Below are 24,103 nucleotides of genomic sequence, written 5' to 3'. Positions count from 1 at the left end.
AAGATTGTCGAGTTGACGGATGGCGACCTGCTCTGTCCGATTTGGGGGAAGCGGGTGTTCGATGAACCTTGGCGAACGGGGCTGGTCCGCTCGCGAGACGGAGGTCTGACCTGGGGAGAGCATGTCACCATCGGCTACGATTCCAATTCGACACTCCCAAAAGGCGTCCCGCACCGCTGCGTCGGCGAACGCCCGCCGGATCGCGGCGTTCGCGAACGCGTCCCGCACCGCGGCATTCGCCATCGCGTCACGGACCGCCGCGTTCTTCCTGGCGGCGTCGCGGGCGGCCGCGTCGGCGAACGCGTTACGGAACGCCGGGTTGGCGAAGGCGTCCCGCACCGCGGCGTCGGCAAGCGCGTCGCGCACCGCCGCGTCGGCGAGCGCGTCCCGCACCGCCGCGCGGGCGAACGCGTCCCGCACCGCGGACCGGGCGAACGCGTCGCGGACCGCCGCGTCGGCGAAGGCGTCCCGCACGGCGGCGTCGGCAAACACCTTGCGAACGGCCGCGTCGCTCATCGCCCTCCGGAACGCTTCGCTGGTGACGATCCCCCGCGCCTCGGGATCGGCGACGAGCCGCGCGAACTCCTCGCTCTGGAGCCAGCGCTGCGCCTCGCCGTTCTCGACCTGGACGTCCGCGCTACCGATCTGCTCGGTGACGTGCCGGTCGGCCGCACCGATGGTCCCTACCACGTCCTCGTGCCTCGGCGGATAGATTCCCCCGAGATATACGACCAGCGCCGCCACGACGACTGCCGCCGCGCCGACGATCGCGATCCGGATACCTCGCTGCTTTCCGATCGTGCCCTGTGCCATCTTCCCCTCCCCTTCGCCCCCCTCGTAAGGGAAGGCGTGTCTCGACTCTCGTCCCATCATCATCGTCCTCAAACGTGCCCATTCGAAGTGCCACGCACGTCGGCCGCGCGGGGGCCGCTCCCTCGCCGCCGAGGCCCGCACCGAGCGCATGACGTTCGCGCGGAGATCGCTCGGAGGCTCGGCAGCCTCCACCCGCGCCAAGGTCTCCGCGAGCCGCCGCAGGGACTCGAACTCGGCGCGCGCCTCCGGTTTCGCGGCGAGGTGCCGCTCGAGCTCCGTCCTCTCCTCCGGGGAGGCGACGCCGTCGATCTCCGCATGCGCGAGGACGATCCACCGCGGCGTCGCCCTCATCGGACGATCCCCCGCGCGACAAGGACGTCCCGGAGGATCCTCCGAGCCGTGAATAACCTGGATTTCACCACCTTCTCCCGGATTCCCAGGATCTCGGCGATGTCCTGGTAGGAGCACCCCACGAAGTGCTTCAGCACGATGGCGGCACGGTGGTCCGGGGACAGAGTCATCATCGCGTCCTGGACCCCACGGCCGAGCTCCGCCGCCGCGAGGGCGTCCTCGGGACCGACGCGGTCCGATGGCCACTCGCCGTCGAGGGGTTCGTACCGACCTCGCCCTCGGAGGTGGTTGATCGACTCGTTGACCGCGATCCTGTAGATCCAACTATAGAACTTGAACCGCGGATCGTAGGACGATAGCTGCTCGTACGCCTTGACGAAGACCGTCTGGGTGAGATCCTGCGCGTCGTCGCGGTGCCGCACCATCCTGAGGATCGTGTTGAAGATCGGCCGCTCGTACCGGCTGAACAACGCGTCGAAGGCTCGATCATCGCCATTCCGGCACTCCCCTACGAGATCCTGGTCGCTGCGCTCGCTCGTCATAAGTACACGCGGGCACCCGAAAGGTTGGCGGATCCGTTCCTCGGATCGTTGGCACTGTCTCACGGACGGTCGGGCCGGTAAAGCCGTGAAAATAGGTGGGCGCCCGAGACGAACATTCGACGAATGTCGAGAGGACTACGATTCTGGCCTACCTTCCGGACCGTGGGTTACTCGGAGGGCAGGGATTCGATCTCGAAGACCCGATCGAAGCCGGCGTAGCGGAATACGTCGCGAATGTGCGGGCTCGCGTTGACGAGCCTGAGAGCCGAGCCCGAGCTCATCAGCCGCTTCTGGGTCTTGAGAAGCACGCCCAGGCCGAGGCTCGAGATGTATTCCAGCCCTTGAAGGTCGACCACTCGGGGTCCCGAGACGCCGTCCATGAACAACTCGGCCTTCGACGCTTGGGAGGCGTCGAACCGCCCGATCAACACGATCTCGCCATGGGCCCCGTCGCGTATGTCGAACATCCCGCTACCCCAGGTTCTTGATGAGAGTGGTCCTGCTTGTCCGGCCGGCGTACTCGTACTCGACCCGGTCGACCATCTTGTTCGCGAGGTGAACGCCGAGTCCGCCGGGGAGGCGATCCTGGAGCGGCAGGTCGATCCGGGCCTCGGGGAATTTCGTGACGTCGAACGGATCGGCATCGAATTCCGTCACGCTCACGAGCAGCCGGTCGCTCTTCCGCTCGAGATCGAGCCCGACCCCGTCGCCCCTGCCTCTCCCGTGCCGGATCACGTTCGTGAAAATCTCCTCCACGGCGAGCTCCACCGGAAGAAGATGGCGACGATCGATCGCCTCCGCGGCGAAGAACCCCTCGATGAAGGCAAAGACCGCCGGAAGGGCCTCCACGCTGCGACCGAAGGTCCTCCGCCCGCCCATCCCCCCTTCTCCGCCCACGCGGCCTCCCCGTGCGCCCCGTGCCGGACACGCGAGCCGCGCCTCGGGCCCGCGGCCAGCCCAGGATGCCACAACGCGACGGAGGGGGAAAGCCGCCAGGGGGATCGGAGCGTGGACGTCGAAACTCCGCGCCTTGACGCCTCCCGGACCGACGCCTACGCTTCCGTTCATGGTGGCTCCCGGTGCCCGGGCTCGCGCTTTGCCTCACGATTTCCTCCCGGGAATCGTGCTCGCCGCGATGCTCCTGGCATCGTCCTGCGAAGGCGACCGCACCGCGCCGCCGCCGCGGGACGGCAGGCGGACGTCTCGCGAGCCGCCCAACATCCTGCTGCTCGCGGTGGACACGCTGCGGGCCGACCACGTGGGAGCGTACGGCGCTCGCGCCGATCTCACCCCGCACGTCGACGCCCTCGCCCGGCGCGGCGTCCGCCTCGAGCGGTACACGACCGTCGTGCCGACGACCCTCGCCTCCTTCACCTCCCTGCTGACCGGTCGGCACCCACACAGCCACGGCGTCTTCCGCAACGGCGTACGGTGGCCGGAGGGGCTCGAGGGAATCCAGTCGGTGTTCCTGAAGGGGGGATACGAGACCGCCGCGTTCATCGCGAGCTACTGCCTTTCGTCGGCATTCGGGTTGTCCCGCGGCTTCGAGCACTTCGACGAGCATCTCACGGTCGCCTTCGACGGGGACCCGAACAACCCGCTCGTCCGGCCCGCCTCGGAGGTCGCGTCGGCCTTCGTCACCTGGCTCGAGCGGCGACCGCGCGACCACCGGCCGTTCTTCGCCTGGGTGCATTTCTTCGACCCCCACGCGCCGTACCAGCCTCCCCCGCCCTACGACGCGATGTTCGACCCGGACTACCGCGGGGTCGTGAACGGGTCGATGGCCGACATCGAGCGGGGGCGCCGCGCGCTCGCCCGGTCGGGCGGCGGGGAGGACCCGGACACGCGCCACCTCGAGGCGCTCTACTCCGGCGAGATCCGCTATGTTGACGACGAGATCGGGAAGCTGCTCTCCGCGCTGGACCGATCGGGCCTGGCGAGCCGCACGCTGGTGGTCTTCACCGCCGATCACGGCGAGACCCTCCACGAGCACGAGGACTACTTCGACCACGGCCCCAGCGTCTTCGACACCGAGATCAGGATCCCGCTGATCGTCGCGGGTCCCGGGATCGAGGGCCCGGGCCGGACCGACCTCCGGCCGGCCTGCAACATCGACCTGGCGCCGACGCTCCTCGAGTACGCGGGGCTACCGGCCGTCAAGGAGCACGAGGGCCGTTCTTTCCTCGACGGTTTGCGGCGAGCCGGGCCGCACCGGACCGCGACCGAGCGCGCCCTCTTCGCGGAGGCCACGAAGCCCTATCTCGTCGAGCGGAACCAGCGCTGGCCGAACCGGCTGAAGGCCCGCTGCATCCTCCGCGGCTCGTGGAAGACGATCCACGTCCCGTGGCGCGACGATCGCTGGGAGCTTTACGACCTCTCCTCCGACCCGGCCGAGCAGCGAAACCTCTGGGGCGGCTCCGCGCTCCCGCGGGAGACCGTCGACGGGATGGCGTCGGCTCTGGAGTGGTGGGCGAGGGCCGAGCCCGGCGGACGGCCGGCAGAGGGCCCGGTGGACGAGGAAATCCTCAAGCGGCTCAAGGCACTGGGCTATGTCGACTAGGAGGGCTCCCTTGAGTCAGCCCGATCCCGCCAGGAGCCTGTCGACGAATTCGGGCGGGTACCTCTTCATCCTCACGATCGTCTCTCGGTAGCCGTGTTCGTTCCGGTCGGGACAGTTGTAGCGCCAGACCACCTCTCCGGCCGGTGTGACCTCGAACGCGCTCCCGTGATCGGAATCGGTCAGGAGCGTGTTCCCGTTCGGCAGGCGCTGGGCGGCGCCCCGGCTGACCGAAAAGAAGTCGCGCGGGTTCGCCGCCCGGTACTCCCAGACGATCGCGCCGGTGAGCGGGTCCATCTCGAGCGCGCGGGACCAATGGCGCGCGATGCCGTTGTCGAAGAGCAGGATGTGTCCGTCGTCGAGCACCTGCGCGTCATGGGGCGCGGACACGATCCCCCATCCCCAGGCCCAGACCACCTTCGACGTCGCCCAGTCGATGATCGCGATCCGATCCTGGTGCCGGAAGCAGACCAGGACGTTCGACTCGGCGTACAGCGGACTCCTCCGCGCCAGGTCGGGACGCCTCATCCACTGGATGGAGTTCCCGTGGAAGAGATCGGTCCACGGCGGGCCGGCCGCGCGCCCCGGATTGACGCGATGGATGGGGAAGATCTCGGGGGCCGGGCTCAGCGCGTCGAAGAACGAGAGCGATCGCTCGGGGCGCCCCCGCGAGTCGAGCAGGGTGAGCTGGTCATCGCGCACCGGGATCGACCGGTCCATGGCGGGGATGAGGCGGCGCCGGAACGTCAGCGTGAGCAGCCGGCCGTCGGGCTGAAGCTCGATATCGTGGTGTGCGGGCATCATCTGCTTCCAGAGCAACTTGCCGTTCCAGTCGAAGCGCGCCACGTAACGTTTGTCGTCCGCGATCCCCTGGTCGGCCAGCTCGCTCGCGTCCCACCCGACGACGAGCAGGTCGCCGTTCGGGAGCAGCACGACGTTGGACCAGCTCGAGCTGGGCTGAAGCTGCCAGGCGCGCACGAGCTTCCCCCGGGCATCGACGAGCTCGGCCCGGCACCTCTCGTGGATGCTGTACAGGTTGTAACCCGGGCAAGAGCGGCGCTCGTCGGCCTGCACCACCCCGTCGCCTTCGCGGTCGGCGAACGGCGCCGCCCCCGCGTACGGCAGCGACCTCAATCGGTCCACCGCCTCCTGTGAGTCGGCGGGCGCGCTCGATGCCGATCGGCTCGAGGGCGGCGTCGGTCCGCAGCCCGCCAGTGCGAGGGATGCGGCCATCGCCGCGCCGCAGGCGAGCAGGCCGGCCCGCCCTCCGCGTCGATTCATCCCGCTGATCCTCGCCCCTACCCGCCGTGCTGGAACGCGGCCAGGGGATCGGTCTCCCGCGCGCCGGGGAGAACATCCTCCTCCAGCTCGACGTTCCAGTACGCGACGTCGAGGAACGTCCGCCACTGCTCGTGCAGGGGCCCGATCCAGCCGGCCCTCAGGACGGGATGGCCGGCAGGCTTCTTCGGCGGCCGTATGAGCGCCATCCCCGCCTCGTGGGGCAGGCGGTTCCCCTTCCGGCCGTTGCACGCGAGGCAGGCGCAAACGACGTTGTCCCACGACGACCCTCCGCCGCGTGAGAGCGGGACCACGTGGTCGAGGTTGAGGTCCCGCTGCGGGAACACCCGGCCGCAGTACTGGCAGCGGTTCCGGTCCCGGAAGAAGATGTTCCTCCGGTTGAACCGGATCTCGCGGCGCGGCAGCCTGTCGTAGTGCAGGAGCTGGATCACCCTGGGGATCCTGATCTCCCGACGCGGCGTTCGGATGAGGTCTTCACCGGCTCCGTAGGGAAGGTCGCACCAGTTCTCGAAATCGTAGCTTGAGAAATCCGGAGCGACGGCGCGGGCGCGGCCTCCGCAGAACAGGACGAAGGCGCGGCGCACCCCGGTGATCTGCACCGCCTGGTACACGCTGTTCAGGACGAGAACACCGCCGTCGGCCATGAGCGATCCGCTCGGGCCAAGAGCAGCCGGTGTCCCCGGTCAGGCTCGGAGGCGCGTCGCGCGCTTGCGGACCGACGACGCCTCGTCGAGCGCCAACCGGACGAGCCGGTCGAGCAGCTCCGGGTAAGGCAGGCCCGACGCCTCCCAGAGCTTGGGGTACATGCTGATCCCGGTGAAGCCGGGCAGCGTGTTCGCCTCGTTCAGCAGCACCTTCCCCGTCGGTCTCTCCACGAAGAAGTCTACTCTCGCCATCCCCGCGAGGTCGAGGGCGAGAAACGCCTCGACGGCGATCCGCCGCACCGTCTCCGCGGTGGCGGCGGGGATCGCCGCAGGGATTCTCAGCCGCGAAGTGCCATCGAGATACTTCGCGGCGTAGTCGTAGAACTCCCGGGACGGCTCGATCTCGCCGGGGATCGAGGCCTCGGGCCGGTCGTTCCCCAGCACCGCGCACTCCACTTCCTGGCCATCGATCGCCGCCTCGGCGATCACCTTGAGGTCGCAATCGAAGGCCGCATCGATCGCCGCCTCGAGCCCGTCCGGCCCGCCGACCTTCGTGATCCCCACCGAGGAGCCGCCGTTCGACGGCTTGACGAACACCGGGAACCCCAGCGACGACGCGAGCCGTCGCTCGATCTCCGCGGGTGCGGACCGGTAATCCTCGTGGGAGAAGGCGATCCACGGGCCGACCGGAAGCCCGCGAGCTCCGAAGATCGTCTTCGCGACCGCCTTGTCCATTCCCAGGGCGGAGCCGAGGACGCCGGCGCCGACGCACGGGATGCCGGCGAGATCCATCGCGCCCTGGAGCCTACCGTCCTCGCCTCCCCATCCGTGGAGCACGGGGAAGAGCACGTCCAGCGGGACCGGGCGCGCGGGATCGCGCCCGGAGAGCAGGAGGAGCCCGCCTCCGCCCGGATCCACCACCAGGCGGTCGTCGCCCCCGCCCGCGGGCCGCTCGACGCGGGCCTCGCTCCCCCCGAGGATCGCCCTGGAGGCCTCCGGCGGGAGCCAGCGCCCGTCACCGGTGACCCCGATGGGGATGCACTCGAAGCGTCCGGGGTCGAGCCCGCGCGCGACCCCTCGCGCGGACGCGACGGACACCTCATGCTCGACCGACGCACCGCCGAACAGCAGCCCGACCGTGAGCCTCGCGCTCACGCGGCGCCGCCCCTGCCGATGAGCCGGGAGATCGCGACCCAGACGAACCCGGCCCCGATGAGCACCATCAGGGCCCCCATCGCGATCTTCACCGTGACCATCCAACGCCCGGGTTTCGGCAGGCTCCCCAGGAGCCCGGCGAAGACGCCGAGGACCAGGAGCAGGGAACCCATCCCCACGGAGAACACGAATGTGAGCAGGCCGCCCCAGACGACCCGGTGCTGCGCGGCCACGTAGGTGAGCAGCACGCCGAGCACCGGCGCCGTGCAAGGCGCCGCGACGAACCCCGCGGCGATCCCGAGCAGCAGCGCCCCGACGTACCCTCCGCGAACCGTCCCCGCCGACTGGATGCCGGTGAGGAACGACGGGAGCCGGAGGGTGAACACGTCGAGCATTCCGAGGCCGAACATTACGATCAGCAGGCCGAAGACGAGGGGGATCCACGGCGTGTCCGTCATCCGGCCGAAGGTCTTCCCCAGGAGCGCCGCTGCGACCCCGAGGGCCGTGTAGATCGCCGCCAGGCCGAGGACGTACACCGTCGACAGGGTGAACGCCTTCCGCCGGTTCCCCTGGGCGGCTCCCAGGATATAGGGAACCATCACCGGGTACATGGGGTAGACGCAGGGCGTCAGGCTGGTGACGAGCCCCGCCGCGAACACGACCAGGACCGCCGCGGCCGAACCCCGGGCGAGCTGTCCCTGGAGCATCTGCCCGAGGGCGAAACCCCACTCGTTCAGGCGCTCCAGCATCTCAGAGCACCTTCTCGATCTTGTCCTGGAGCGCCTTCTTCGAGAGGAGTCCGATGCTCTGGTCCTTGACCGCGCCGTCCTTGAACAGCAACACCGTCGGCACCGAGAGCACGCCGAACCTCATCGCCGTCTGAGGCGCCCGGTCCACGTCCACCTTGACCACCTTGAGCCGGCCGTCGTACTCCGCCGCGATGTCGTGGACGATCGGCTCCAGCTTCTTGCAGGGTCCGCACCACGTCGCGGAGAAGTCCACGAGGACCGCTCCCTGCGCCTTGAGCACCATGGATTCGAAGTTGCCGTCGTTGGCTTCGTGGAGCTCGCTCATGCACCTCTCCCCTCGAGTTCCGGCCGCCCCCGGGGCCTTTCCGAGCCTAGGTTATCAAGAAAAGTGGTACGATGCCCGCTTTCCGCTGCGAGGCGTGGCATGGGATCCCCGGCGCCGTCCGAAGCCCTCCTGTCCCTCCTGAGAGGGCAGGGCCCCGTGCTGCTCCTGACCGGAGCCGGCGTCTCCGCCGAGAGCGGCCTCGCGACGTTCCGCGGCCCCTCGGGGTTGTGGGAGGGACGCGATCCCGCGGAGCTCGCGACCCCCGACGCTTTCGCCGCCGATCCCCTCGGCGTCTGGCGTTTCTACGCGTGGCGGCGGAAGGAGGCGGCGGCAGCGAGACCGAATGCCGGCCACCTCGCGCTCGCCGCGCTCGAGCGGGGGAGGGACGACGTCCTCCTGGTGACGCAGAACGTGGACGGCCTCCACGAGCGCGCGGGGAGCCGCCGGATCGTCCGGCTCCACGGTAGCCTCTTCAGGCTCCGGTGCACCGAGGAGGGAACCGAGTTCGAGGATCTCGGCTCCGACCTTTCGCCGCTCCCCCCGCGTTGCGCGTGCGGCGCGCTCCTCCGTCCCGGGGTGGTCTGGTTCGGCGAGCCCCTGCCCGCCGAGGGGCTTCGCGCCGCCGCCACCGCCGCGCGGCGCGCGGTGGTCGTGATCGTCGCCGGCACCTCGTCCCTCGTTTACCCGGCCGCCTCGCTCCCGGTCGCCGCGAGAGAGGCGGGAGCGTACGTGGTCGAGGTGAATCCGGAGCCGACGCCCATGAGCTCGCTGGCGCACGAGCGGCTCCGGGGACCCGCGGGCGAGATCCTGCCGCGGATCGTCGAAGCGGCCGGGATCGAGCCGGCGAGGACGGCATGAGCCGGCCCGAGCGCACCCTGTACGTGGACGCCACCGCCGGAGCCGCGGGGGACATGATCCTCGGCGCGCTCATCGACCTCGGCGTGCCGCTCTCGAAGATCCGCGCTGCGCTCCGCACCCTTCCCTTCCGGGGCTGGACTCTCGCGTCGCGGCGCGTGGTCCGCACGGGGCTCTCGGCGTTGCAAGCGGTCGTGCGAGTCACGGACTCGGCGGACGAGCGCGGCTGGCGGGAGATCCGGCGGATCGTCGGGCGCGGGCGGCTCGCGTCGCCGGTGCGGGCGCGGGCGCTTCGGATCTTCCGGCGCCTCGTCGAGGCCGAGGCGGAGGCGCATGGCAAGGCACCCGATGAGGTCCACCTCCACGAGGCCGGGGCGATCGACGCGATCGTCGACGTGGTCGGGACCTCGGTCGCCCTCCACGAATTGGCGCCGGACCGAATCGTGGTCTCGCGCATGACCACGGGGAGCGGACGCGTGGTCTGCCGGCACGGCTCCTATCCCGTTCCCGGACCCGCGACGGCGGTCCTGGTCCGCGGGGCCCCGATCACGGGGGACGGCGCCGAGGGTGAACGGCTCACGCCGACCGGCGCGGCGATCCTGACGACCGTCGCCGACGCCTGGGGCACGCTCCCGGCGGGCCGGATCGTCGCGACCGGCCACGGCGCCGGCGAGCGCGAGTTCGACGATCGGCCGAACGTGCTCCGGATGGTCCTGGTGGAGACGGACGGGGCCTCCGCGCCGCCACCCGCGGCGAACGACGTCGTGGTGATCGAGGTCACCCTCGACGACGCCCCGCCGCAGGTGGTCGCGTACGCAGCGGAGCGGCTCTTCGCGGAGGGCGCCCTGGAGGTGTTCACGACCCCCGTCCACATGAAGAAGGGGCGCAGCGGACACCTGCTCACGGTGCTGGCGCGCCCCGATCGCCTCGACGCGCTCGCCGGCGTGGTGCTGCGCGAGACGCCGACCCTCGGTCTCCGGTACCGGCGGGAGGGCCGGATCGAGCTGGATCGCCGAACGGCGACCGTGACGACGCCCTTCGGGCGCGTCCGTCTCAAGGAGGGTCTGCTCGGCGGGAGCCCGATCAAGGCCTGGCCCGAGTACGAGGACTGCGCCCGCCTCGCGAGGAGCCGAGGGGTTCCGCTCAAGCGGGTCCAGGAAGCCGCCCTCCTCGCCTTCCGGCGGGCCGGGGCCCCGGCTCGCGGCCGTGCGCCGCGGAGAAAGGCCCGATGAGCCACCGACCGAAGTTCTACCTCACCACGCCGATCTACTACGTCAACGACGAGCCGCACATCGGCCACACGTACACCACGATCGTCGCGGACACGGTCGCGCGGTACCGGCGCCTCACCGGGTTCGACGTTCGTTTCCTCACGGGAACCGACGAGCACGGCCAGAAGATCGAACGGGCGGCCCGGACGCAGGCGGTGCGGCCGATCGAGCTGGCCGACCGGGTCGTGAACCGTTTTCACGCGCTCTGGAAGGCGCTCTCGATCAGTCACGACGATTTCATCCGGACCACCGAGCCTCGCCATCGGCTCGGCGTCGAGAAGCTCGTGAGGAGCATGGCCCGCGCCGGGGACGTGTACCTCGGCTCCTACGAGGGGATGTACTGCAGCGGCTGCGAGGCGTTCTTCCCGGAGAGCCAGATCGTGGACGGCAGGTGTCCGGACCAGGGCCATCCGGTCGAGAGGGTATCGGAGGCGTCCTACTTCTTCCGGCTCTCCCGCTACGGCGAGAGGCTCCTCGAGCACTACCGGAGGCACCCGGGCTTCGTGCGGCCGGCGTCGCGCTTCAACGAGGTGAAGGCGTTCGTCGAGTCCGGCTTGAGGGACCTGAGCATCAGCCGGACCAGCATCTCGTGGGGGATACCGTTCCCCGACGCCCCGGGACACGTGGTGTACGTCTGGGTCGACGCGCTGACCAACTATCTCAGCGCCCTGGGCTACGGCGGGCACGAGGACGAGGCGCTCCGCTCCTTCTGGCCGGCGCAGGTCCACCTGGTCGGGAAGGACATCCTGAGGTTCCACGCCGTGTACTGGCCCGCGTTCCTGATGTCCGCGGGCGAGCCGCTCCCGGAATGCGTGTACGGCCACGGCTGGTGGCTCAAGGATGACGCCAAGATGTCCAAGAGCCTCGGCAACGTGGTGAAGGCCGAGCCGTTGCTCCGGGACTTCGGCGCCGACGCTCTCCGGTACTTCCTGCTCCGCGAGATGACCTTCGGCCTCGACGGAACCTACTCGGACGAGCAGTTCCTCGACCGCTACAACGGCGACCTCGCCAACGATCTCGGAAACCTCTCGAGCCGGATCCTCGCGCTCGTCGATTCCGGCTTCGGCGGCCGGCTCCCCGAGCCGGCGGATCTTCCCGAGGCGGCCGAGCTCCGCGCCGCTGCGGCCGCGGCCCACGCCGCCTGGAGGGAGGCGTTCGACGGGTACGATTTCAGCGGCGGGCTGATCGCCGTTTGGGGGCTGATCGGCGAGACGAACCGATACCTGGTCCGCCACGCCCCGTGGGCGCTCGCCAGAGATCCGTCCCGGGCTGAGCGGCACCGCGCCGTGCTGCGGGGAGCGGCCGAGGCGCTGCTCCAGGCGGCCGCGATGACCTTCCCCGCGATGCCGGTCGCGGCGTCGGAGATCGCCTCGCGCCTCGGCGCTTTGCTGCCGGAGGACCTCTCCGCGTTCCGCTGGGGTCTCCTCCCCGCGACCGGACGGATCGAGAAGCGGGGGCCTTTGTTCCCGCGCGTGGACCGGAACGCCTACTTCAAGGAGACGAGGACCGTGGAAGACTCGAAACCCGTGCCCGTGCCGAATCCGCCCGCGTCCCCCGCCCCGCCGACGCCTGCCGCGGAGGCCGGCGCGGGCCTCCTGAGCATCGATGAGTTCATGAAGACCGACCTCAGGGTCGCCATCGTGATCTCGGCGGAGCGTGTCGAGGGAGCCGACAAGCTGCTCAAGCTGCTGGTCGACCTGGGGGCCGAGAGGCGCCAGATCGTCGCCGGGATTGCGAAGGCCTACGCTCCCGAGTCGCTCGTCGGCAAGCGCATCGTCGTGGTCGCGAACCTCAAGCCGGCGCGCCTCAAGGGAGTGGAAAGCCAGGGGATGCTGCTCGCCGCGGATTTCGGCGGGCGCCCGATCGTCGCCGTGTTCGAGGAGGACGTGCCGCCGGGTACCCGGGTGCGTTGAAGGGCCGTCAGTCCTTGCGGGGCGCCTGGGAGACCGCCTCCTCGTGCATGTACCGGATGTGGCGCTTCCGGATGAAGACGTTCGGCCCGTCGGTCCGGTTGATCTTGATCATGTCCCGGTCGTAGTACTCGATCACGCCCCGGACCTCTTCCCCGTCCAGGAGGCGCACCACCATCGGTGTGCGTCCCTCCTTGTTCCTGAGAAGATAGCCCGCCTCGGAGCCGGTGGAGTCGCTCGGCGGCATCCGGTGCCCTTGCGGCCCGTGCGGACCGTGAGGGGGGCGACCGCCACCGCCGCCTCCTCCTTCCCGCCGGCGCCAGGGCTTCCCTCCTCCCTGCGGTGGGCCGTACATGTGGTTACCCCCTGCGGTCCCGCGCGGGGCGCGATCCCGCGGCTTGGAGAGCGGTCACCGCCGCGGTGAGGACGATGTCGCTCTCGGAGCAGCCTCGCGAGAGGTCGTTGGCGGGGCGGCTCAGGCCCTGGAGGATCGGCCCGATCGCCTCGGCCCCGCCGAGCCTCTGCGCGAGCTTGTAGCCGATGTTGCCGGCGTCGAGGTTCGGGAAGATGAGCACGTTTGCCCGCCCCGCCACCTCGCTCCCCGGCGCCTTCGACGCGCCGACCTTGGGCACGAGGGCCGCGTCGAGCTGCATCTCACCGTCCACCGGGAAGCCGGGGTTCATCCCCCTCAGGATCTCCCGCGCTTCGACCACCCTGTCCACCGACTCGTGCTGCGCGCTCCCCTTGGTCGAGAACGAGAGGAGGGCCACCCGCGGCTCGCGCTCGGCCAGATCTCGGAAGTTCCGGGCGGTCCGGAGCGCGATGTCCGCGAGCTGGGCCGCGTCCGGATACGGCACGAGGGCGCAGTCGGCGAACGCGAGCACGTCGTCGCCGGCGGCGGTCGGCGCCTTGAGCACCATCAGAAAGAACGACGACACGATCTTCGCGTCCGGCGCCGGGCGGATGACCCGCAGCGCCGCGCGGAGAGTGTCGGCGGTGGTGTGCTCGGCGCCGCCCACGGACCCGTCGGCGTCGGCGGCGCGCACCATGGCCGCGGCGTAGTACATCGGGTCGTCGAGCATCTTCTCGACGTCCGCCCGCGGCGTCCCCTTCGAGCGGAGCAGCTCCTCGATCATATCCCCGTAGCGCCGGCGCCCTTCGTGGTCCGCCGGGTCCGCGATCTCGATATCCCCGAGCTCCGCGGCGTTCTTCCGAGCGGCGGCGAGGGTCGCGTCGCGCGGTCCGACCAGGATCGGCGTCACGATCCCCTCGCGGACGAGGCGCGCCGCGGCTCGCTGCGTGCGCGCCTCGGTGCTCTCGGGGAACGCGATGCGCTGCCGGACGGATCGGGCTTTCTCGAGGATGCTCTCCGGCAGGCTCATGGTCGGGTCCATGCTAGCACTTCGCGCGCGGGCGCCCCAGACCTCCAAGGTCTCCTCGCGAGCAGCACCCGCGGTATCCCGCGGAGGTCCGGGAGCACCTCGAGGCCGGTGAGCCCCGCGCGCGTCGCGGCGTCCCGAGCACCCCCCTCCCGCTTGAACCCCAGCTCGACCACCATGCAGCCCCCCGGAACGAGCAGGCGGATCGCCGAAGCCGCGACGCGCCGGTAGGCCTCGAGGCCGCTCGGCCCGGGAACGAGAGCGACTCTCGGCTCGTAGTCCCGCACCTCGGGGGAAAGCCCGGCCCACTCGTCCTCGGCGACGTAGGGCGGATTCGAGAGCACCGCGTCCATCGTGCCGGACCATTCCGAGGGCGGCTCGGCGAGATCGGAGAGCACGAAGTCGATTCTCGTCCCCACGCCGAGGCGCTCCGCGTTCCATCGGGCGACCTCGAGCGCCTCCGCGGAGATGTCGAGGGCGTGGAGGCCAAGGTCCGACCGAGCCACGGCCAGCGCGATCGAGATGCAGCCGCTTCCCGTTCCGAGGTCCGCGACCCGCGCTCCCGCCGGCAGGCCGAGGCCGAGCGCCGCCGTGACGACGCCTTCCGTCTCCGGGCGCGGGACGAGGACGCGGGAGTCCACCCGGAACGGGAGTCCCATGAACTCCTGCTCGCCCGTCAGGTACTGGAGCGGCTCGCGCCTCTCGCGCCGCGCGACCAGCTTCTCGAAGCGGGCCGCGAGCGCCTCGTCGAGGGGATCGGGGCGTCTCGCGACCACGCCGCCCCGGTCCTTTCCCAGGAGGTGCGCCATGACGATCTCGGCCTCGCGCCGGGGCTCGGGGACCGCGGCGCGCTCGAGGCGTCTCGCGGCGGCGTCCACCGCCTCGCCGACCGTCGGGGCAGGGGGGGGAGGTCTCAGGCCGAGACCTCCTCGCGGAGGCGAGCCGCCTGCTCGTGGGAGGAGAGGGACTCGACGATCGAGCCGAGGTCGCCGTTCATCACGTCCTGGAGGTTGTGGACGGTGAGGCCGATCCGGTGATCGGTGACGCGGCTCTGCGGGAAGTTGTAGGTCCGGATCTTCTCGCTCCGGTCGCCCGAGCCGATCATCCCCCGCCGCTCCTTCGCGATCGCCTCGTGCTGCTCTCTCCGCTTCATGTCGTAGAGGCGCGATCTCAGCACCTGCATCGCTCTCGCCTTGTTCTTGTGCCAGGACTTCTCGTCCTGGCACTGGACCACGGTGTTGGTCGGAAGGTGCGTGATCCGCACGGCGGAGTACGTGGTGTTGACGCTCTGCCCGCCGGGGCCCGAAGAGCAGAACGTGTCGATGCGGAGCTCCTTCTCGTCGATGCGGACTTCCACCTCGTCCGCCTCGGGGAGCACCGCGACCGTGATCGCGGAGGTGTGGATCCGACCCTGGGACTCGGTGGCGGGGACGCGTTGGACGCGGTGCACTCCGCTCTCGAACTTGAGCCGGCTGTACACCCGCTCCCCCTCGATGAGGGCGATGACTTCCTTGATGCCGCCGACCGCGCTCTCCGACAGGTCGGTGGTCTGCACCTTCCAGCCCCGGGACTCGGCGTACCGGGAGTACATCCGGAAGATCTCGGCGGCGAACAGGGTCGCCTCGTCGCCGCCGGTCCCCGCCCGTATCTCGAGGACCACGTTCTTGGCGTCGTTGGGATCGCTGGGGAGCAGGAGGACCGTGAGCTGGCGCTCGAGCTCGTCGATCCGCGACTCGAGTGCCCGTGCCTCGTCGCCGGCCATCAAACGGAGCTCGGGATCGACCGAGGAGACGAGGAGCTCGCGCGTGCCGGCCAGTTCCGCAGCCGCCTTGCGGTAGATCTCGAACGCGTCCACGATCGGCTTGAGGTCGGCGTACTGCTTGCTCGCGGCACGATAGCGGGCGACGTCGCTCACGACCTCGGGATCGGCGAGACCCCGGCCCAGCTCGTGGTACCTGGCCTCCAGTGCGATGAGCTTGCTCTCCAGCCGGGGATCGAGGGCTGCCGCCATGGCTCGGATTCCGGTGGGGCGACCGCCTGGGCGGCGATGCCCCTCAGTTGGCGGTCTCGGCGCCCGGCTTCTTGTAGCGCTTCTCGAACCGCTCGATGCGGCCCGCGGTGTCCAGCAACTTCTGCTTCCCGGTGAAGAACGGGTGGCAGGCGGAGCAGATCTCGACCCTCATGTCCTTCCGGGTCGAGCGGGTCGGGAAAGAGCTGCCGCAGGCGCAGACCACTTGAACCTCATGGTACTCGGGATGGATCTTTTCCCTCATTTCACGCGACCTCCCGCTCCCAAAGCATTGGATTATAGGGAAGATCTCTCGGCGGCGCAACGCCCGAGCGGGTCCAGAGCGCATTCCCTGCGTTTCGAAGGGTTCAGTTAGCGGGACAGCGATCGACCTCGAGATGACACCTGGCTCGATCCCGATCGCAGCCGGGAGTCAGCGGCCCGCCTCCCGATGGCGATGGAGTCCGCGAATGGACCCTTCGAAACGCAGGGAATGCTCCGTTTCATGAACGCCCCAGATGGCCCACTCCTACGCCATGCTGTTCAGGAACTCCTCGTTCGTCTGCGTCTTGAGGAGCTTCTCCCGCAGCAGCTCCATCGCCTCGACCGGCGACATCTGCTGGAGCACCTTGCGGAGGATCCAGGTCCGGTCGAGATCCTTCTTGGCCAGGAGCAGCTCTTCCTTCCGGGTCCCCGACCGCATCAGGTCCACCGCGGGGTAGACGCGGCGGTCCGCCAGCTTCCGGTCGAGGTTGATCTCCATGTTCCCGGTCCCCTTGAACTCCTCGAAGATCACGTCGTCCATCCGGGAGCCGGTGTCGATCAGCGCGGTGGCGATGATGGTCAGCGATCCGCCCTGCTCCACGTTCCGCGCCGCGCCGAAGAACCGCTTCGGCTTCTGGAGCGCGTTGGCGTCGAGGCCGCCCGACAGGACCCGTCCCGAGGTCGGCTGGACCGCGTTGTACGCCCGCGCGAGGCGCGTGACCGAGTCGAGGAGGAGGACCACGTCCCGGCGGGATTCGACGAGCCGCTTGGCCTTTTCCATAACCATCTCGGCCACCTGGACGTGCCGGGTCGCGGGCTCGTCGAAGGTCGAGGAGATCACCTCTCCCTGGACCGACCGCCGCATGTCGGTCACCTCCTCCGGCCGCTCGTCGATCAGCAGGACGATCAGGTAGGCGTCCGGGTGGTTCCGGGTGATCGCGTGCGCGATCGCCTGGAGCATCATCGTCTTGCCGGTGCGCGGCGGGGAGACGATGAGACCCCGCTGCCCCTTGCCCAGGGGGACCATGAGATCGAGGACACGGCCCGAGACGTCCTGGCCGGGGAGCTCGACCCTGAGGCGGTCCTGAGGGTAGAGCGGGGTCAGGTTGTCGAACGGGATCCGCCGGCTCAGCGCCTCCGGCGCGTCGCCGTTGACCGAGTCCAACTTGGCGAGCGCGAAGTAGCGCTCGCCGGGCCTCGGGGGTCTGAGCTCTCCGACGATGGAGTCCCCGGTCAGGAGGCCGAACCGCCGGATCTGCGCCGGCGACACGTAGACGTCGTCCGGCCCGGGCAGGTAGCTCGCCTCCTGCGCCCGCAGGAAGCCGTAGCCGTCCTGGAGCTTCTCCAGGACCCCTTCGGCGCGAATCGAGCCGCTCCGGGCCACCTCGGATTGCAGGATCCGGAAGACCAGGTCCTGTCGCCTGAGACCTCCGACTCCCTGAACGTCCAGGCTCGCCGCCAGCTTCACCAGCTGGGACGCCTCCATGGTCTTCAACTCTCGGATGTCCATGCCCTGCCCTTGCCCTTCGTCGGCGCCCCTCGATCGAGCGCCCGATCGAGATGCGACCAGATCGCGCGGAGCCCCTGGCCGGTCTTCGCGGACACGAGGATCGGCCCCTCTTCCGCGGGCGACGGCCCCAGCGCCTCGTTCAACCCACGTTGGGCCGCGGCGCGCCCGTTGCCCGACAGCTTGTCCGCCTTCGTCGCCGCGACGAGGTAGCTCACCCCCGCGCCGGCCAGCCAATCCCTCATGGTCAGGTCCAGCTCAGTGGCCCCCTGCCGGGCGTCCACGACGAGGATCGCGAGCTCGATCCTTCCGCCCCGGCGCTCGAGGAACCCCTCCGCCATCGGCCGCCAGGACCTCCGGATTTCCTCCGGAACGGCCGCATATCCGTAGCCGGGAAGATCCACGAACCAAAATGCCTCGTTGATCCGGTAGAAGTTCACGCTCTGCGTGCGCCCCGGGGTCGATGAGGTTCGGGCGAGATTCGGAACCCCCAGCAGCCGGTTGATCAGCGAGGACTTCCCCACGTTCGACCGTCCGAGGAACGCGACGTACGGGCCCGGATCCCGGGGCTCGTCCTCGGCCCGGTAGGCCGACCGCTCGAATCGGCACGAAACGATCTTCACCAGCGGCCTGATCGCGCCCTTCGCCGACGGAGGCGGGAAATTCCTCGATGCCGCATCCCGGCGATCAGTGGGTCACGGAGCCGTCTTCCGGCCGCTCCCCGTCCGCCTCCGCCCCGTCCTCGCCGTGAATCTCCGCGGCGGACGGCAGCTGCCCGGCGAGCGCGATGTCGAGGACCTCGTCCATGACGTCGACGAGGCAGAACCGGAGTTGCTTCGAGACGTCCTCGGGAATCTCCGCCAGGTCCTTCTCGTTGTCGCGGGGGAGGATCACGGTGGTCGTGCCGAAGCGGTACGCGGCCAGCACCTTCTCCTTGACCCCGCCGATCGGCAGGACCTTCCCCCGGAGCGTGATCTCGCCGGTCATCGCCACGTCCTTCCGCACCGGGACCCCGGAGAGCAGGGACGTGAGCGCGACCGCCAGGGTGATTCCGGCCGAAGGGCCGTCCTTCGGGATCGCCCCCTCGGGCACGTGAACGTGCAGATCGTACTTCCGGTAGAACTGCGGGTCGATCCCGAGGAGATCCGAGCGGCTCCTGATCCACGAGAGCGCGGCCTGCGCCGACTCCTGCATCACCTCGCCGAGCTGACCGGTCAGGGTCAACTTCCCCCGCCCCCGCATCAGCGTCGCCTCGGTGGTCAGGATCTCGCCGCCCACCTCGGTCCACGCGAGCCCGGTGGCGACCCCGACCTCCGGCGCCTGCCGATCCTCTCGCTGCGGATGGTACCGCGGCACCCCCAGGTGCTCGAAGACCTTCGCCGCGGAGATCGGCGCCCCGGCCTCGTACTCGTTCGACACCACTTTCCGGGCGATCTTCCGGCAGATGGATGCGATCTCGCGCTCGAGATTCCGCACCCCCGCCTCGCGGGTGTACTTCTCGATGATCTCCATGATCGCGGCGTCCTCGAACGACAGCTTGGCCCGCTTCAGGCCGTTGGCCTTGATCTGTTTCCGCACCAGGTACTTCTGCGCGATCGCGAGCTTCTCGTTGAGGGTGTAGCCGGCGATCCGGATCGTCTCGGTTCGGTCCCGGAGCGCCGGCGGAATCGTGTGGATCACGTTCGCGGTCGCGATGAACATCACGTCGGAGAGGTCGAACTCGGTGTCGACGTAGTGATCGAGGAACGAGTGGTTCTGCTCGGGGTCCAGGACCTCGAGCAGGGCCGCCGACGGATCGCCGCGGAAGTCCGCGGCCATCTTGTCCACCTCGTCCAGGAGGAACACCGGGTTCTTCGTCCCCGCCTTGCGCATCATCTGGATGATCTGCCCGGGAAACGCGCCGATGTACGTGCGCCGGTGCCCGCGGATCTCCGCCTCGTCGCGGACGCCCCCGAGGGACAGCCGGACGAACTTCCGCCCCGTCGCCCGCGCGATGGACTTGGCCAGCGAGGTCTTCCCCACCCCGGGCGGGCCGACGAAGCAGAGGATGGAGCCCTTGGTGTCCCGGTTCCGCACCAGGCGGCGGACCGCGAGGAACTCCAGGATCCGCTCCTTGATCTTCTCGAGCCCGTGGTGGTCCTCGTTCAGGATCCGCTCGGCGCGCTTGATGTCCGTCAGCTCACGGGTCTTCTTGCTCCAGGGGATCGCCAGGAGCCACTCGAGGTAATTGCGGGACACCGTCGCCTCGGCCGAGACCGGCGGCATGACCTCGAGGCGCTTCAGCTCCTGGAGCGCCTTCTCCTTCCCCTCGGAAGGCATCCCGGCGGCCTCGATCTTCTGACGGAACTCCTCGATCTCGTTGACGCGGTCGTCCTTCCGACCGAGCTCCTGCTGGATCGCCTTGATCTTCTCGTTGAGGTAGTACTCCTTCTGGGCCTTCTCCATCTGCTTCTTGACCCGGGTGTTGATCTTCTTGTCCACCCGGAGCTTCTCGATCTCGACGTCCAGGAGGTGGGCCACCTGCTCGAGCCGGTCCGTCGGCGCCACGGTGTCGAGCAGCCCCTGCTTGTCCTCGATACCGATGGGAAGGTGGGCCGCCACCGTGTCCGCGAGCCGTCCGGGATCGCCGATCCGGACGGTGGACAGGAGCGTCTCGTACGGGAGCCCCGGTGAGTACTTGATGTACCGCTCGAACAGGGTGGAAACCCGGTTCATCGTCTCCTGGAGCTCGGGGGTCACCTCCACCTGCCGATCGATCGGTTTCAGGACCGTGCGGAAGAACCCTTCCGGCGCCTCCTCGATCTCAAGAACGCGGGCGCGGTGCATCCCCTCGACCAGCAGCTTGACGTTCCCGTTCGGGAGCTTGAGGTGCTGGACGACGGTGGCCACGGTCCCGACCGAGTTGATCTCGTCGGCCGACGGCTGGTCCACTTTGGCGCTCCGCTGAGTGGCGAGGAAGAGGCGCTTGTCCCCGGACAGCGCGTTCTCCACCGCCAGCAGCGACGCCCGGCGTCCCACGACGAACGGGACCATCGTGTGGGGAAACACCACGATGTCCCGAAGGGGGACCATCGGGAGGCTGGTCACGCTGTCGGCGGGCCGCGAGGCGCGCTCTTCCATCCTATCCTCCTGTCCTGGGTATTCCGAGTCGACGGGTGGCCGGGAGCCGGTCTAACCGACCTTTTCCATCACGACGAGCGGGCTGCTCTTCTTGAGGACGACGTCCTTCGTGACCACGACCTCCTTGACACCCGTCTGGGACGGGAGCGCGAACATCATGTCGAGCATCAGCTCCTCGACGATCATTCGCAACCCCCGGGCGCCGATCTTCCGCTCGATCGCCAGCCGCGCCACGGCTTCGAGGGCGTCGTCGGTGAAGCGGAGGCTGGCGCCCTCGTACTCGAAGATCTTCTGGTACTGCTTCACCAACGCGTTGCGGGGCTCGGTGAGGATCCGGACCAGCGCGCCGGAGTCCAGCTCGTCCAGCACCGCCACTACCGGGAGCCGGCCGACGAACTCCGGGATCATCCCGAACTTGATGAGGTCGAGGGGCTGGACCTGGCCGAGGATCTCCTGGAGGTTCTTCTCGCGGCGGGCCTTGACGTCCGCCTTGAATCCCATGGTCTTCCGGCCGGTCCGCTGCTCGACGATCGCCTCGAGACCCACGAACGCCCCGCCGCAGACGAACAGGATGTTCGTGGTGTCCACGGGCACGAACTCCTGGTGGGGATGCTTGCGCCCTCCCTGCGGAGGCACGTTGGCGACGGTCCCCTCCAGGATCTTCAGGAGCGCCTGCTGGACCCCCTCGCCCGAGACGTCGCGGGTGATCGACGGGTTCTCTCCCTTGCGCGCGATCTTGTCGACCTCGTCGATGTAGATGATCCCGCGCTGGCACTTCTCGACGTCGTTGCCCGCGTTCTGGAGCAGCTTCAGGATGATGTTCTCGACGTCCTCGCCGACGTACCCGGCCTCGGTGAGCGTGGTCGCGTCCACCAGGGCGAACGGCACCGACAGGAGCCGCGCGAGCGTCTGCGCGAGGAGCGTCTTCCCGGATCCGGTGGGGCCGATCAGCAGGATGTTGGACTTCTGGATCTCCACCTCGTTCCGGCGGCGGGCCAGCTCGTTCCGCTTGTAGTGGTTGTACACCGCCACCGCGAGGCGCTTCTTCGCCGGCTCCTGCCCGATCACGTACTCGTCGAGGAACGACTTGATCTCCACCGGCTTCGGCAGGCGGATCCTGCCGTCGGTCTCCTCGCTCTCCCTCTCCTCCGCGATGATGTCGAGACAGATGTCCACGCACTCGTCGCAGATGTAGACCGTGGGGCCGGCGATGAGCTTCCGCACGTCCCTCTGGCTCTTGTTGCAGAAGGAGCACTTGAGGCCCTCGCCCCCCTCGGTCTTCTTGCGCGTCATCGGCCCGCCTCGACCGGCCCGGGCGAGCCCGCCGCGTCGCGGCGGTGGATCACCTGGTCGATCAGCCCGTACGCGAGCGCCTCCTCCGCGCTCATGATGTAGTCGCGGTCGGTGTCGTTGGCGATCTTGTCCAGGGACCGGCCGGTGTGGTCGGCCAGGATCTGGTTCAACCGCTCGCGCATCTTCAGGATCTCGCGGGCCTGGATGTCGATGTCGGACGCCTGTCCCTGGAAGCCGCCCCACGGCTGGTGGATCATGACCCGCGAGTTGGGGAGCGCGAACCGCTTCCCGGGCGTCCCCGCCGCCAGGAGGACCGCACCCATGCTCGAGGCCTGGCCGATGCAGATCGTGCTGATGTCCGGCTTCACGAACTGCATGGTGTCGTAGATCGCTAGGCCGGCGGTGATCGACCCCCCGGGGGAGTTGATGTAGACGGAGATGTCCTTGTCCGGGTCCTCGGCCTCGAGGAAGAGGAGCTGGGCGATCACGAGGCTCGACACCATGTCGTCGATGGGCATGCCGAGGAAGACGATGTTGTCCTTCAGGAGGCGCGAGTAGATGTCGTACGCGCGTTCCCCGCGGCTCGTCTGCTCCACGACCATCGGCACGAGAGGCATGTCATTCCTCACGTTGAATATTAGCAACGGAGGTCAGGAAGTCAAGCGTTTTCTCCCTAACTAGCTGATCTTGAAGGGCTTCGATGCCGCCCGCCTTCGCGAGCCGCTGACGCACCGCTTCCTTGGGCTCCCCGACGCGCTCCGCCTCCTTGGCGATGCGCCCGTCCACCTCTTCCCTCTCCACCGAGATGGACTCCGCGGCGGCCACCGCGTCCAGGACGAGGCGCGCGTGGACGGCCTTGCGGGCGGGGGCCTCCTGGCGGTCGCGAATCTCCTTCCAGTCCACCTTGATCTTCGACGGGTCCATCCCCTGGAGCATCAGGGTACGAACGAATTCCTCGAGGCGATGGTGAATCTCCTCGTCCACGAGGACGTCCGGAAGGACCGCGGGATTCTCGAGCAGGACCTTGTCCAGGACACCCTGCCGGACCGCGAGCCGCGCCTCGTGCTTCCGGCGCTCGTCGAGATCCTCGCGAATGCGCTTCCGGAGCGCGCCGAGGTCCTCGAACTCCCCGAGGTCGCGCGCGAACTCGTCGTCGATCTCGGGGATCTCCCGGCGTTTGACTTCGTGGACCACGAGGCGGTAGCGGACGGTCTTCCCCGCGAGCGACGCGTTGTCGTATTCCTTCGGATAGGCCACCGGGAAGTCCAGTTCGGTCCCCGCGACGGCTCCGTGGATCCGCTCGTTGAACTCGGGCAGGTTGTCGGTGGCGCCCACCTCGATCAGCGTGCGCTCCCGCCGGAAAGGCTCCCCCTCGTCCGGCCGACCGTCGACGTCCACGACGATCACGTCACCTGCGGTCGCCGCGCGCCCCTCCACCGCGACGAGGCGGGCCTGCGCCTCGCGGAGCTCCCCGAGCGCTTGCTCGACGTCCGCGTCGGAGACCGCGACCGCGGGCTCCCGCGCTTCGACCCCCCTGTACCCCTTCGGCGCGATCGACGGGGCGACCTCGAACGTGGTGCGGAACGTGAGCGGCCCGTCCTTGTCGTGGGAGAGCTGCTCGAGCACCGGCTCCCCCAGCGGCTTCAGCCCCTTGTCCCGTGCGGCCTCGGCGTGCAGCCTGGCGATCAGGCGGTCGCGGACGTCCTCCTCGACCTCCTTGGCGAATCGGGTCCGGACCACCCCGAGCGGCACCTTGCCCGCCCGGAATCCGGGCACGCGGACGCGGGCCGCGAGACGGCGGACCACCTCGTCGGTCTCCCTCGCCACCTCGTCCGGCTCCACCTCGAAGGAGAGGCTCTTCTTGACCGGACCCAGGTCCGTGACTTCGACCTTCATGCGATCGTCTCCGAGTTCGCCGCCGACGCCAACCGGGGAGCGGGAGGTGCGACCGGATCGAGGCCGCGACCCCGCGAACCGAACGCGATGGTGAGCCGCCCAGGAATCGAACCTGGAACCCGCAGATTAAGAGTCTGCTGCTCTACCAATTGAGCTAGCGGCCCA

The 24,103-nt window shown here is 69.3% G+C and carries 24 protein-coding genes and 1 tRNA gene; 4 read left to right on the top strand and 21 right to left on the bottom strand.

The features are described 5' to 3' along the window. The 4 genes from LAO51_14005 to LAO51_13990 all read right to left on the bottom strand — a co-directional run. Positions 1 to 1,164 (bottom strand): hypothetical protein (locus LAO51_14005; protein ID MBZ5639855.1); only part of this gene is annotated, 1,164 nt, incomplete at its 3' end. After that, the gene (locus LAO51_14000; protein MBZ5639854.1) at positions 1,161 to 1,706 is read right to left on the bottom strand and encodes a sigma-70 family RNA polymerase sigma factor; all 546 of its coding nucleotides are present in this window, start codon (positions 1,704 to 1,706) and stop codon (positions 1,161 to 1,163) included. The genes LAO51_14000 and LAO51_14005, both read right to left, overlap by 4 nt. 167 nt (positions 1,707 to 1,873) lie before the next feature. Then, a complete protein-coding gene (locus LAO51_13995) occupies positions 1,874 to 2,173 on the bottom strand; it encodes an STAS domain-containing protein (GenBank protein ID MBZ5639853.1) in 300 nt (99 codons plus the stop codon). 4 nt (positions 2,174 to 2,177) lie between these two features. Beyond that, the gene (locus LAO51_13990; protein ID MBZ5639852.1) at positions 2,178 to 2,603 is read right to left on the bottom strand and encodes an ATP-binding protein; all 426 of its coding nucleotides are present in this window, start codon (positions 2,601 to 2,603) and stop codon (positions 2,178 to 2,180) included. Positions 2,604 to 2,802: 199 nt separating this feature from the next. On the opposite strand from LAO51_13990, the gene LAO51_13985 reads away from it, so the two are divergent. Next, positions 2,803 to 4,266, top strand: coding sequence for a sulfatase-like hydrolase/transferase (locus LAO51_13985; protein MBZ5639851.1), 1,464 nt, complete (start codon positions 2,803 to 2,805; stop codon positions 4,264 to 4,266). A 15-nt stretch (positions 4,267 to 4,281) separates the two neighbouring features. On the opposite strand, the gene LAO51_13980 is transcribed toward LAO51_13985, so the two are convergent. From LAO51_13980 to trxA, 5 genes are read right to left on the bottom strand one after another with little or no spacing between them, the layout of a single operon-like run. Beyond that, positions 4,282 to 5,544: an aryl-sulfate sulfotransferase gene (locus LAO51_13980; protein ID MBZ5639850.1), complete on the bottom strand. Its 1,263-nt coding sequence runs from the start codon at positions 5,542 to 5,544 to the stop codon at positions 4,282 to 4,284. Between the two features lie 17 nt (positions 5,545 to 5,561). Beyond that, positions 5,562 to 6,206, bottom strand: a complete 645-nt coding sequence (locus LAO51_13975) for an HNH endonuclease (GenBank protein MBZ5639849.1) — start codon at positions 6,204 to 6,206, stop codon at positions 5,562 to 5,564. 39 nt (positions 6,207 to 6,245) lie between these two features. Further along, positions 6,246 to 7,361 carry a D-alanine--D-alanine ligase gene (locus LAO51_13970; protein ID MBZ5639848.1) on the bottom strand — a complete coding sequence of 372 codons (1,116 nt, stop codon included), beginning with the start codon at positions 7,359 to 7,361 and terminating at the stop codon, positions 6,246 to 6,248. Further along, positions 7,358 to 8,110 carry a sulfite exporter TauE/SafE family protein gene (locus LAO51_13965; GenBank protein MBZ5639847.1) on the bottom strand — a complete coding sequence of 251 codons (753 nt, stop codon included), beginning with the start codon at positions 8,108 to 8,110 and terminating at the stop codon, positions 7,358 to 7,360. The genes LAO51_13970 and LAO51_13965 overlap by 4 nt, the downstream gene beginning before the upstream one ends. A 1-nt stretch (position 8,111) precedes the next feature. Continuing rightward, on the bottom strand, positions 8,112 to 8,435 hold the full coding sequence (gene trxA, locus LAO51_13960) for a thioredoxin (protein MBZ5639846.1): 324 nt from the start codon (positions 8,433 to 8,435) through the stop codon (positions 8,112 to 8,114). Positions 8,436 to 8,534: 99 nt separating this feature from the next. On the opposite strand from trxA, the gene LAO51_13955 reads away from it, so the two are divergent. Genes LAO51_13955 through metG form a run of 3 tightly spaced genes read left to right on the top strand, consistent with a single transcriptional unit; the run spans position 8,535 to position 12,474 of the window. Beyond that, positions 8,535 to 9,293: an NAD-dependent deacylase gene (locus LAO51_13955; GenBank protein ID MBZ5639845.1), complete on the top strand. Its 759-nt coding sequence runs from the start codon at positions 8,535 to 8,537 to the stop codon at positions 9,291 to 9,293. Continuing rightward, on the top strand, positions 9,290 to 10,522 hold the full coding sequence (gene larC, locus LAO51_13950; GenBank protein MBZ5639844.1) for a nickel pincer cofactor biosynthesis protein LarC: 1,233 nt from the start codon (positions 9,290 to 9,292) through the stop codon (positions 10,520 to 10,522). Before LAO51_13955 ends, larC begins: the two co-directional genes overlap by 4 nt. Beyond that, a complete protein-coding gene (gene metG, locus LAO51_13945; protein MBZ5639843.1) occupies positions 10,519 to 12,474 on the top strand; it encodes a methionine--tRNA ligase in 1,956 nt (651 codons plus the stop codon). Before larC ends, metG begins: the two co-directional genes overlap by 4 nt. Before the next feature lie 7 nt (positions 12,475 to 12,481). Here the strand turns inward: metG and LAO51_13940 are convergent, their stop codons facing one another. The 12 genes from LAO51_13940 to LAO51_13885 form a co-directional block, all read right to left on the bottom strand. Next, a complete protein-coding gene (locus LAO51_13940) occupies positions 12,482 to 12,718 on the bottom strand; it encodes a Sm ribonucleo-like protein (GenBank protein MBZ5639842.1) in 237 nt (78 codons plus the stop codon). A 112-nt stretch (positions 12,719 to 12,830) separates the two neighbouring features. Further along, entirely contained in the window at positions 12,831 to 13,853 is a 1,023-nt protein-coding gene (gene pta, locus LAO51_13935; protein MBZ5639841.1) for a phosphate acetyltransferase, read from the bottom strand. Beyond that, positions 13,850 to 14,728 (bottom strand): peptide chain release factor N(5)-glutamine methyltransferase, encoded by an 879-nt coding sequence (gene prmC, locus LAO51_13930; GenBank protein MBZ5639840.1) that lies wholly within the window; start codon positions 14,726 to 14,728, stop codon positions 13,850 to 13,852. Before prmC ends, pta begins: the two co-directional genes overlap by 4 nt. A gap of 35 nt (positions 14,729 to 14,763) precedes the next feature. After that, a complete protein-coding gene (prfA, locus tag LAO51_13925; GenBank protein MBZ5639839.1) occupies positions 14,764 to 15,837 on the bottom strand; it encodes a peptide chain release factor 1 in 1,074 nt (357 codons plus the stop codon). 67 nt (positions 15,838 to 15,904) lie between these two features. Then, positions 15,905 to 16,123 carry a 50S ribosomal protein L31 gene (rpmE, locus tag LAO51_13920; protein ID MBZ5639838.1) on the bottom strand — a complete coding sequence of 73 codons (219 nt, stop codon included), beginning with the start codon at positions 16,121 to 16,123 and terminating at the stop codon, positions 15,905 to 15,907. 264 nt (positions 16,124 to 16,387) lie between these two features. After that, positions 16,388 to 17,632, bottom strand: coding sequence for a transcription termination factor Rho (gene rho / locus LAO51_13915; protein ID MBZ5639837.1), 1,245 nt, complete (start codon positions 17,630 to 17,632; stop codon positions 16,388 to 16,390). Then, positions 17,614 to 18,252 carry a ribosome biogenesis GTP-binding protein YihA/YsxC gene (yihA, locus tag LAO51_13910; protein ID MBZ5639836.1) on the bottom strand — a complete coding sequence of 213 codons (639 nt, stop codon included), beginning with the start codon at positions 18,250 to 18,252 and terminating at the stop codon, positions 17,614 to 17,616. The genes rho and yihA overlap by 19 nt, the downstream gene beginning before the upstream one ends. Positions 18,253 to 18,316: 64 nt before the next feature. Next, complete coding sequence (gene lon, locus LAO51_13905) at positions 18,317 to 20,749, bottom strand: endopeptidase La (GenBank protein ID MBZ5639835.1); 2,433 nt, start codon at positions 20,747 to 20,749, stop codon at positions 18,317 to 18,319. Between the two features lie 51 nt (positions 20,750 to 20,800). Beyond that, positions 20,801 to 22,042 (bottom strand): ATP-dependent Clp protease ATP-binding subunit ClpX, encoded by a 1,242-nt coding sequence (gene clpX / locus LAO51_13900; protein MBZ5639834.1) that lies wholly within the window; start codon positions 22,040 to 22,042, stop codon positions 20,801 to 20,803. Beyond that, the gene (gene clpP / locus LAO51_13895) at positions 22,039 to 22,659 is read right to left on the bottom strand and encodes an ATP-dependent Clp endopeptidase proteolytic subunit ClpP (GenBank protein ID MBZ5639833.1); all 621 of its coding nucleotides are present in this window, start codon (positions 22,657 to 22,659) and stop codon (positions 22,039 to 22,041) included. The genes clpX and clpP overlap by 4 nt, the downstream gene beginning before the upstream one ends. A gap of 1 nt (position 22,660) precedes the next feature. Then, positions 22,661 to 23,938, bottom strand: coding sequence for a trigger factor (gene tig, locus LAO51_13890; GenBank protein ID MBZ5639832.1), 1,278 nt, complete (start codon positions 23,936 to 23,938; stop codon positions 22,661 to 22,663). Positions 23,939 to 24,026: 88 nt separating this feature from the next. Further along, positions 24,027 to 24,102, bottom strand: a tRNA-Lys gene (locus LAO51_13885). Position 24,103: the final 1 nt, after the last annotated feature.

The sequence above is a fragment of the Terriglobia bacterium genome (assembly GCA_020073205.1).
Classification (GTDB): domain Bacteria; phylum Acidobacteriota; class Polarisedimenticolia; order Polarisedimenticolales; family JAIQFR01; genus JAIQFR01.
Note: the sequence above shows the minus strand (reverse complement) of the source record. Positions and strands in the feature narration are given on the sequence as shown.

What these genes read in the sequence shown, in the direction of transcription:
- clpP (MBZ5639833.1), bottom strand. Translation starts at nt 22,659, where the DNA reads ATGCCTCTCGTGCCGATGGTCGTGGAGCAGACGAGCCGCGGGGAACGC.
- LAO51_13975 (MBZ5639849.1), bottom strand. Translation starts at nt 6,206, where the DNA reads ATGGCCGACGGCGGTGTTCTCGTCCTGAACAGCGTGTACCAGGCGGTG.
- larC (MBZ5639844.1), top strand. Translation starts at nt 9,290, where the DNA reads ATGAGCCGGCCCGAGCGCACCCTGTACGTGGACGCCACCGCCGGAGCC.
- rho (MBZ5639837.1), bottom strand. Translation starts at nt 17,632, where the DNA reads ATGGACATCCGAGAGTTGAAGACCATGGAGGCGTCCCAGCTGGTGAAG.
- rpmE (MBZ5639838.1), bottom strand. Translation starts at nt 16,123, where the DNA reads ATGAGGGAAAAGATCCATCCCGAGTACCATGAGGTTCAAGTGGTCTGC.
- LAO51_13980 (MBZ5639850.1), bottom strand. Translation starts at nt 5,544, where the DNA reads ATGAATCGACGCGGAGGGCGGGCCGGCCTGCTCGCCTGCGGCGCGGCG.
- LAO51_13955 (MBZ5639845.1), top strand. Translation starts at nt 8,535, where the DNA reads ATGGGATCCCCGGCGCCGTCCGAAGCCCTCCTGTCCCTCCTGAGAGGG.
- LAO51_13965 (MBZ5639847.1), bottom strand. Translation starts at nt 8,110, where the DNA reads ATGCTGGAGCGCCTGAACGAGTGGGGTTTCGCCCTCGGGCAGATGCTC.
- pta (MBZ5639841.1), bottom strand. Translation starts at nt 13,853, where the DNA reads ATGAGCCTGCCGGAGAGCATCCTCGAGAAAGCCCGATCCGTCCGGCAG.
- LAO51_13995 (MBZ5639853.1), bottom strand. Translation starts at nt 2,173, where the DNA reads ATGTTCGACATACGCGACGGGGCCCATGGCGAGATCGTGTTGATCGGG.
- LAO51_14000 (MBZ5639854.1), bottom strand. Translation starts at nt 1,706, where the DNA reads ATGACGAGCGAGCGCAGCGACCAGGATCTCGTAGGGGAGTGCCGGAAT.
- tig (MBZ5639832.1), bottom strand. Translation starts at nt 23,938, where the DNA reads ATGAAGGTCGAAGTCACGGACCTGGGTCCGGTCAAGAAGAGCCTCTCC.
- trxA (MBZ5639846.1), bottom strand. Translation starts at nt 8,435, where the DNA reads ATGAGCGAGCTCCACGAAGCCAACGACGGCAACTTCGAATCCATGGTG.
- clpX (MBZ5639834.1), bottom strand. Translation starts at nt 22,042, where the DNA reads ATGACGCGCAAGAAGACCGAGGGGGGCGAGGGCCTCAAGTGCTCCTTC.
- lon (MBZ5639835.1), bottom strand. Translation starts at nt 20,749, where the DNA reads ATGGAAGAGCGCGCCTCGCGGCCCGCCGACAGCGTGACCAGCCTCCCG.
- LAO51_13940 (MBZ5639842.1), bottom strand. Translation starts at nt 12,718, where the DNA reads ATGCCGCCGAGCGACTCCACCGGCTCCGAGGCGGGCTATCTTCTCAGG.
- metG (MBZ5639843.1), top strand. Translation starts at nt 10,519, where the DNA reads ATGAGCCACCGACCGAAGTTCTACCTCACCACGCCGATCTACTACGTC.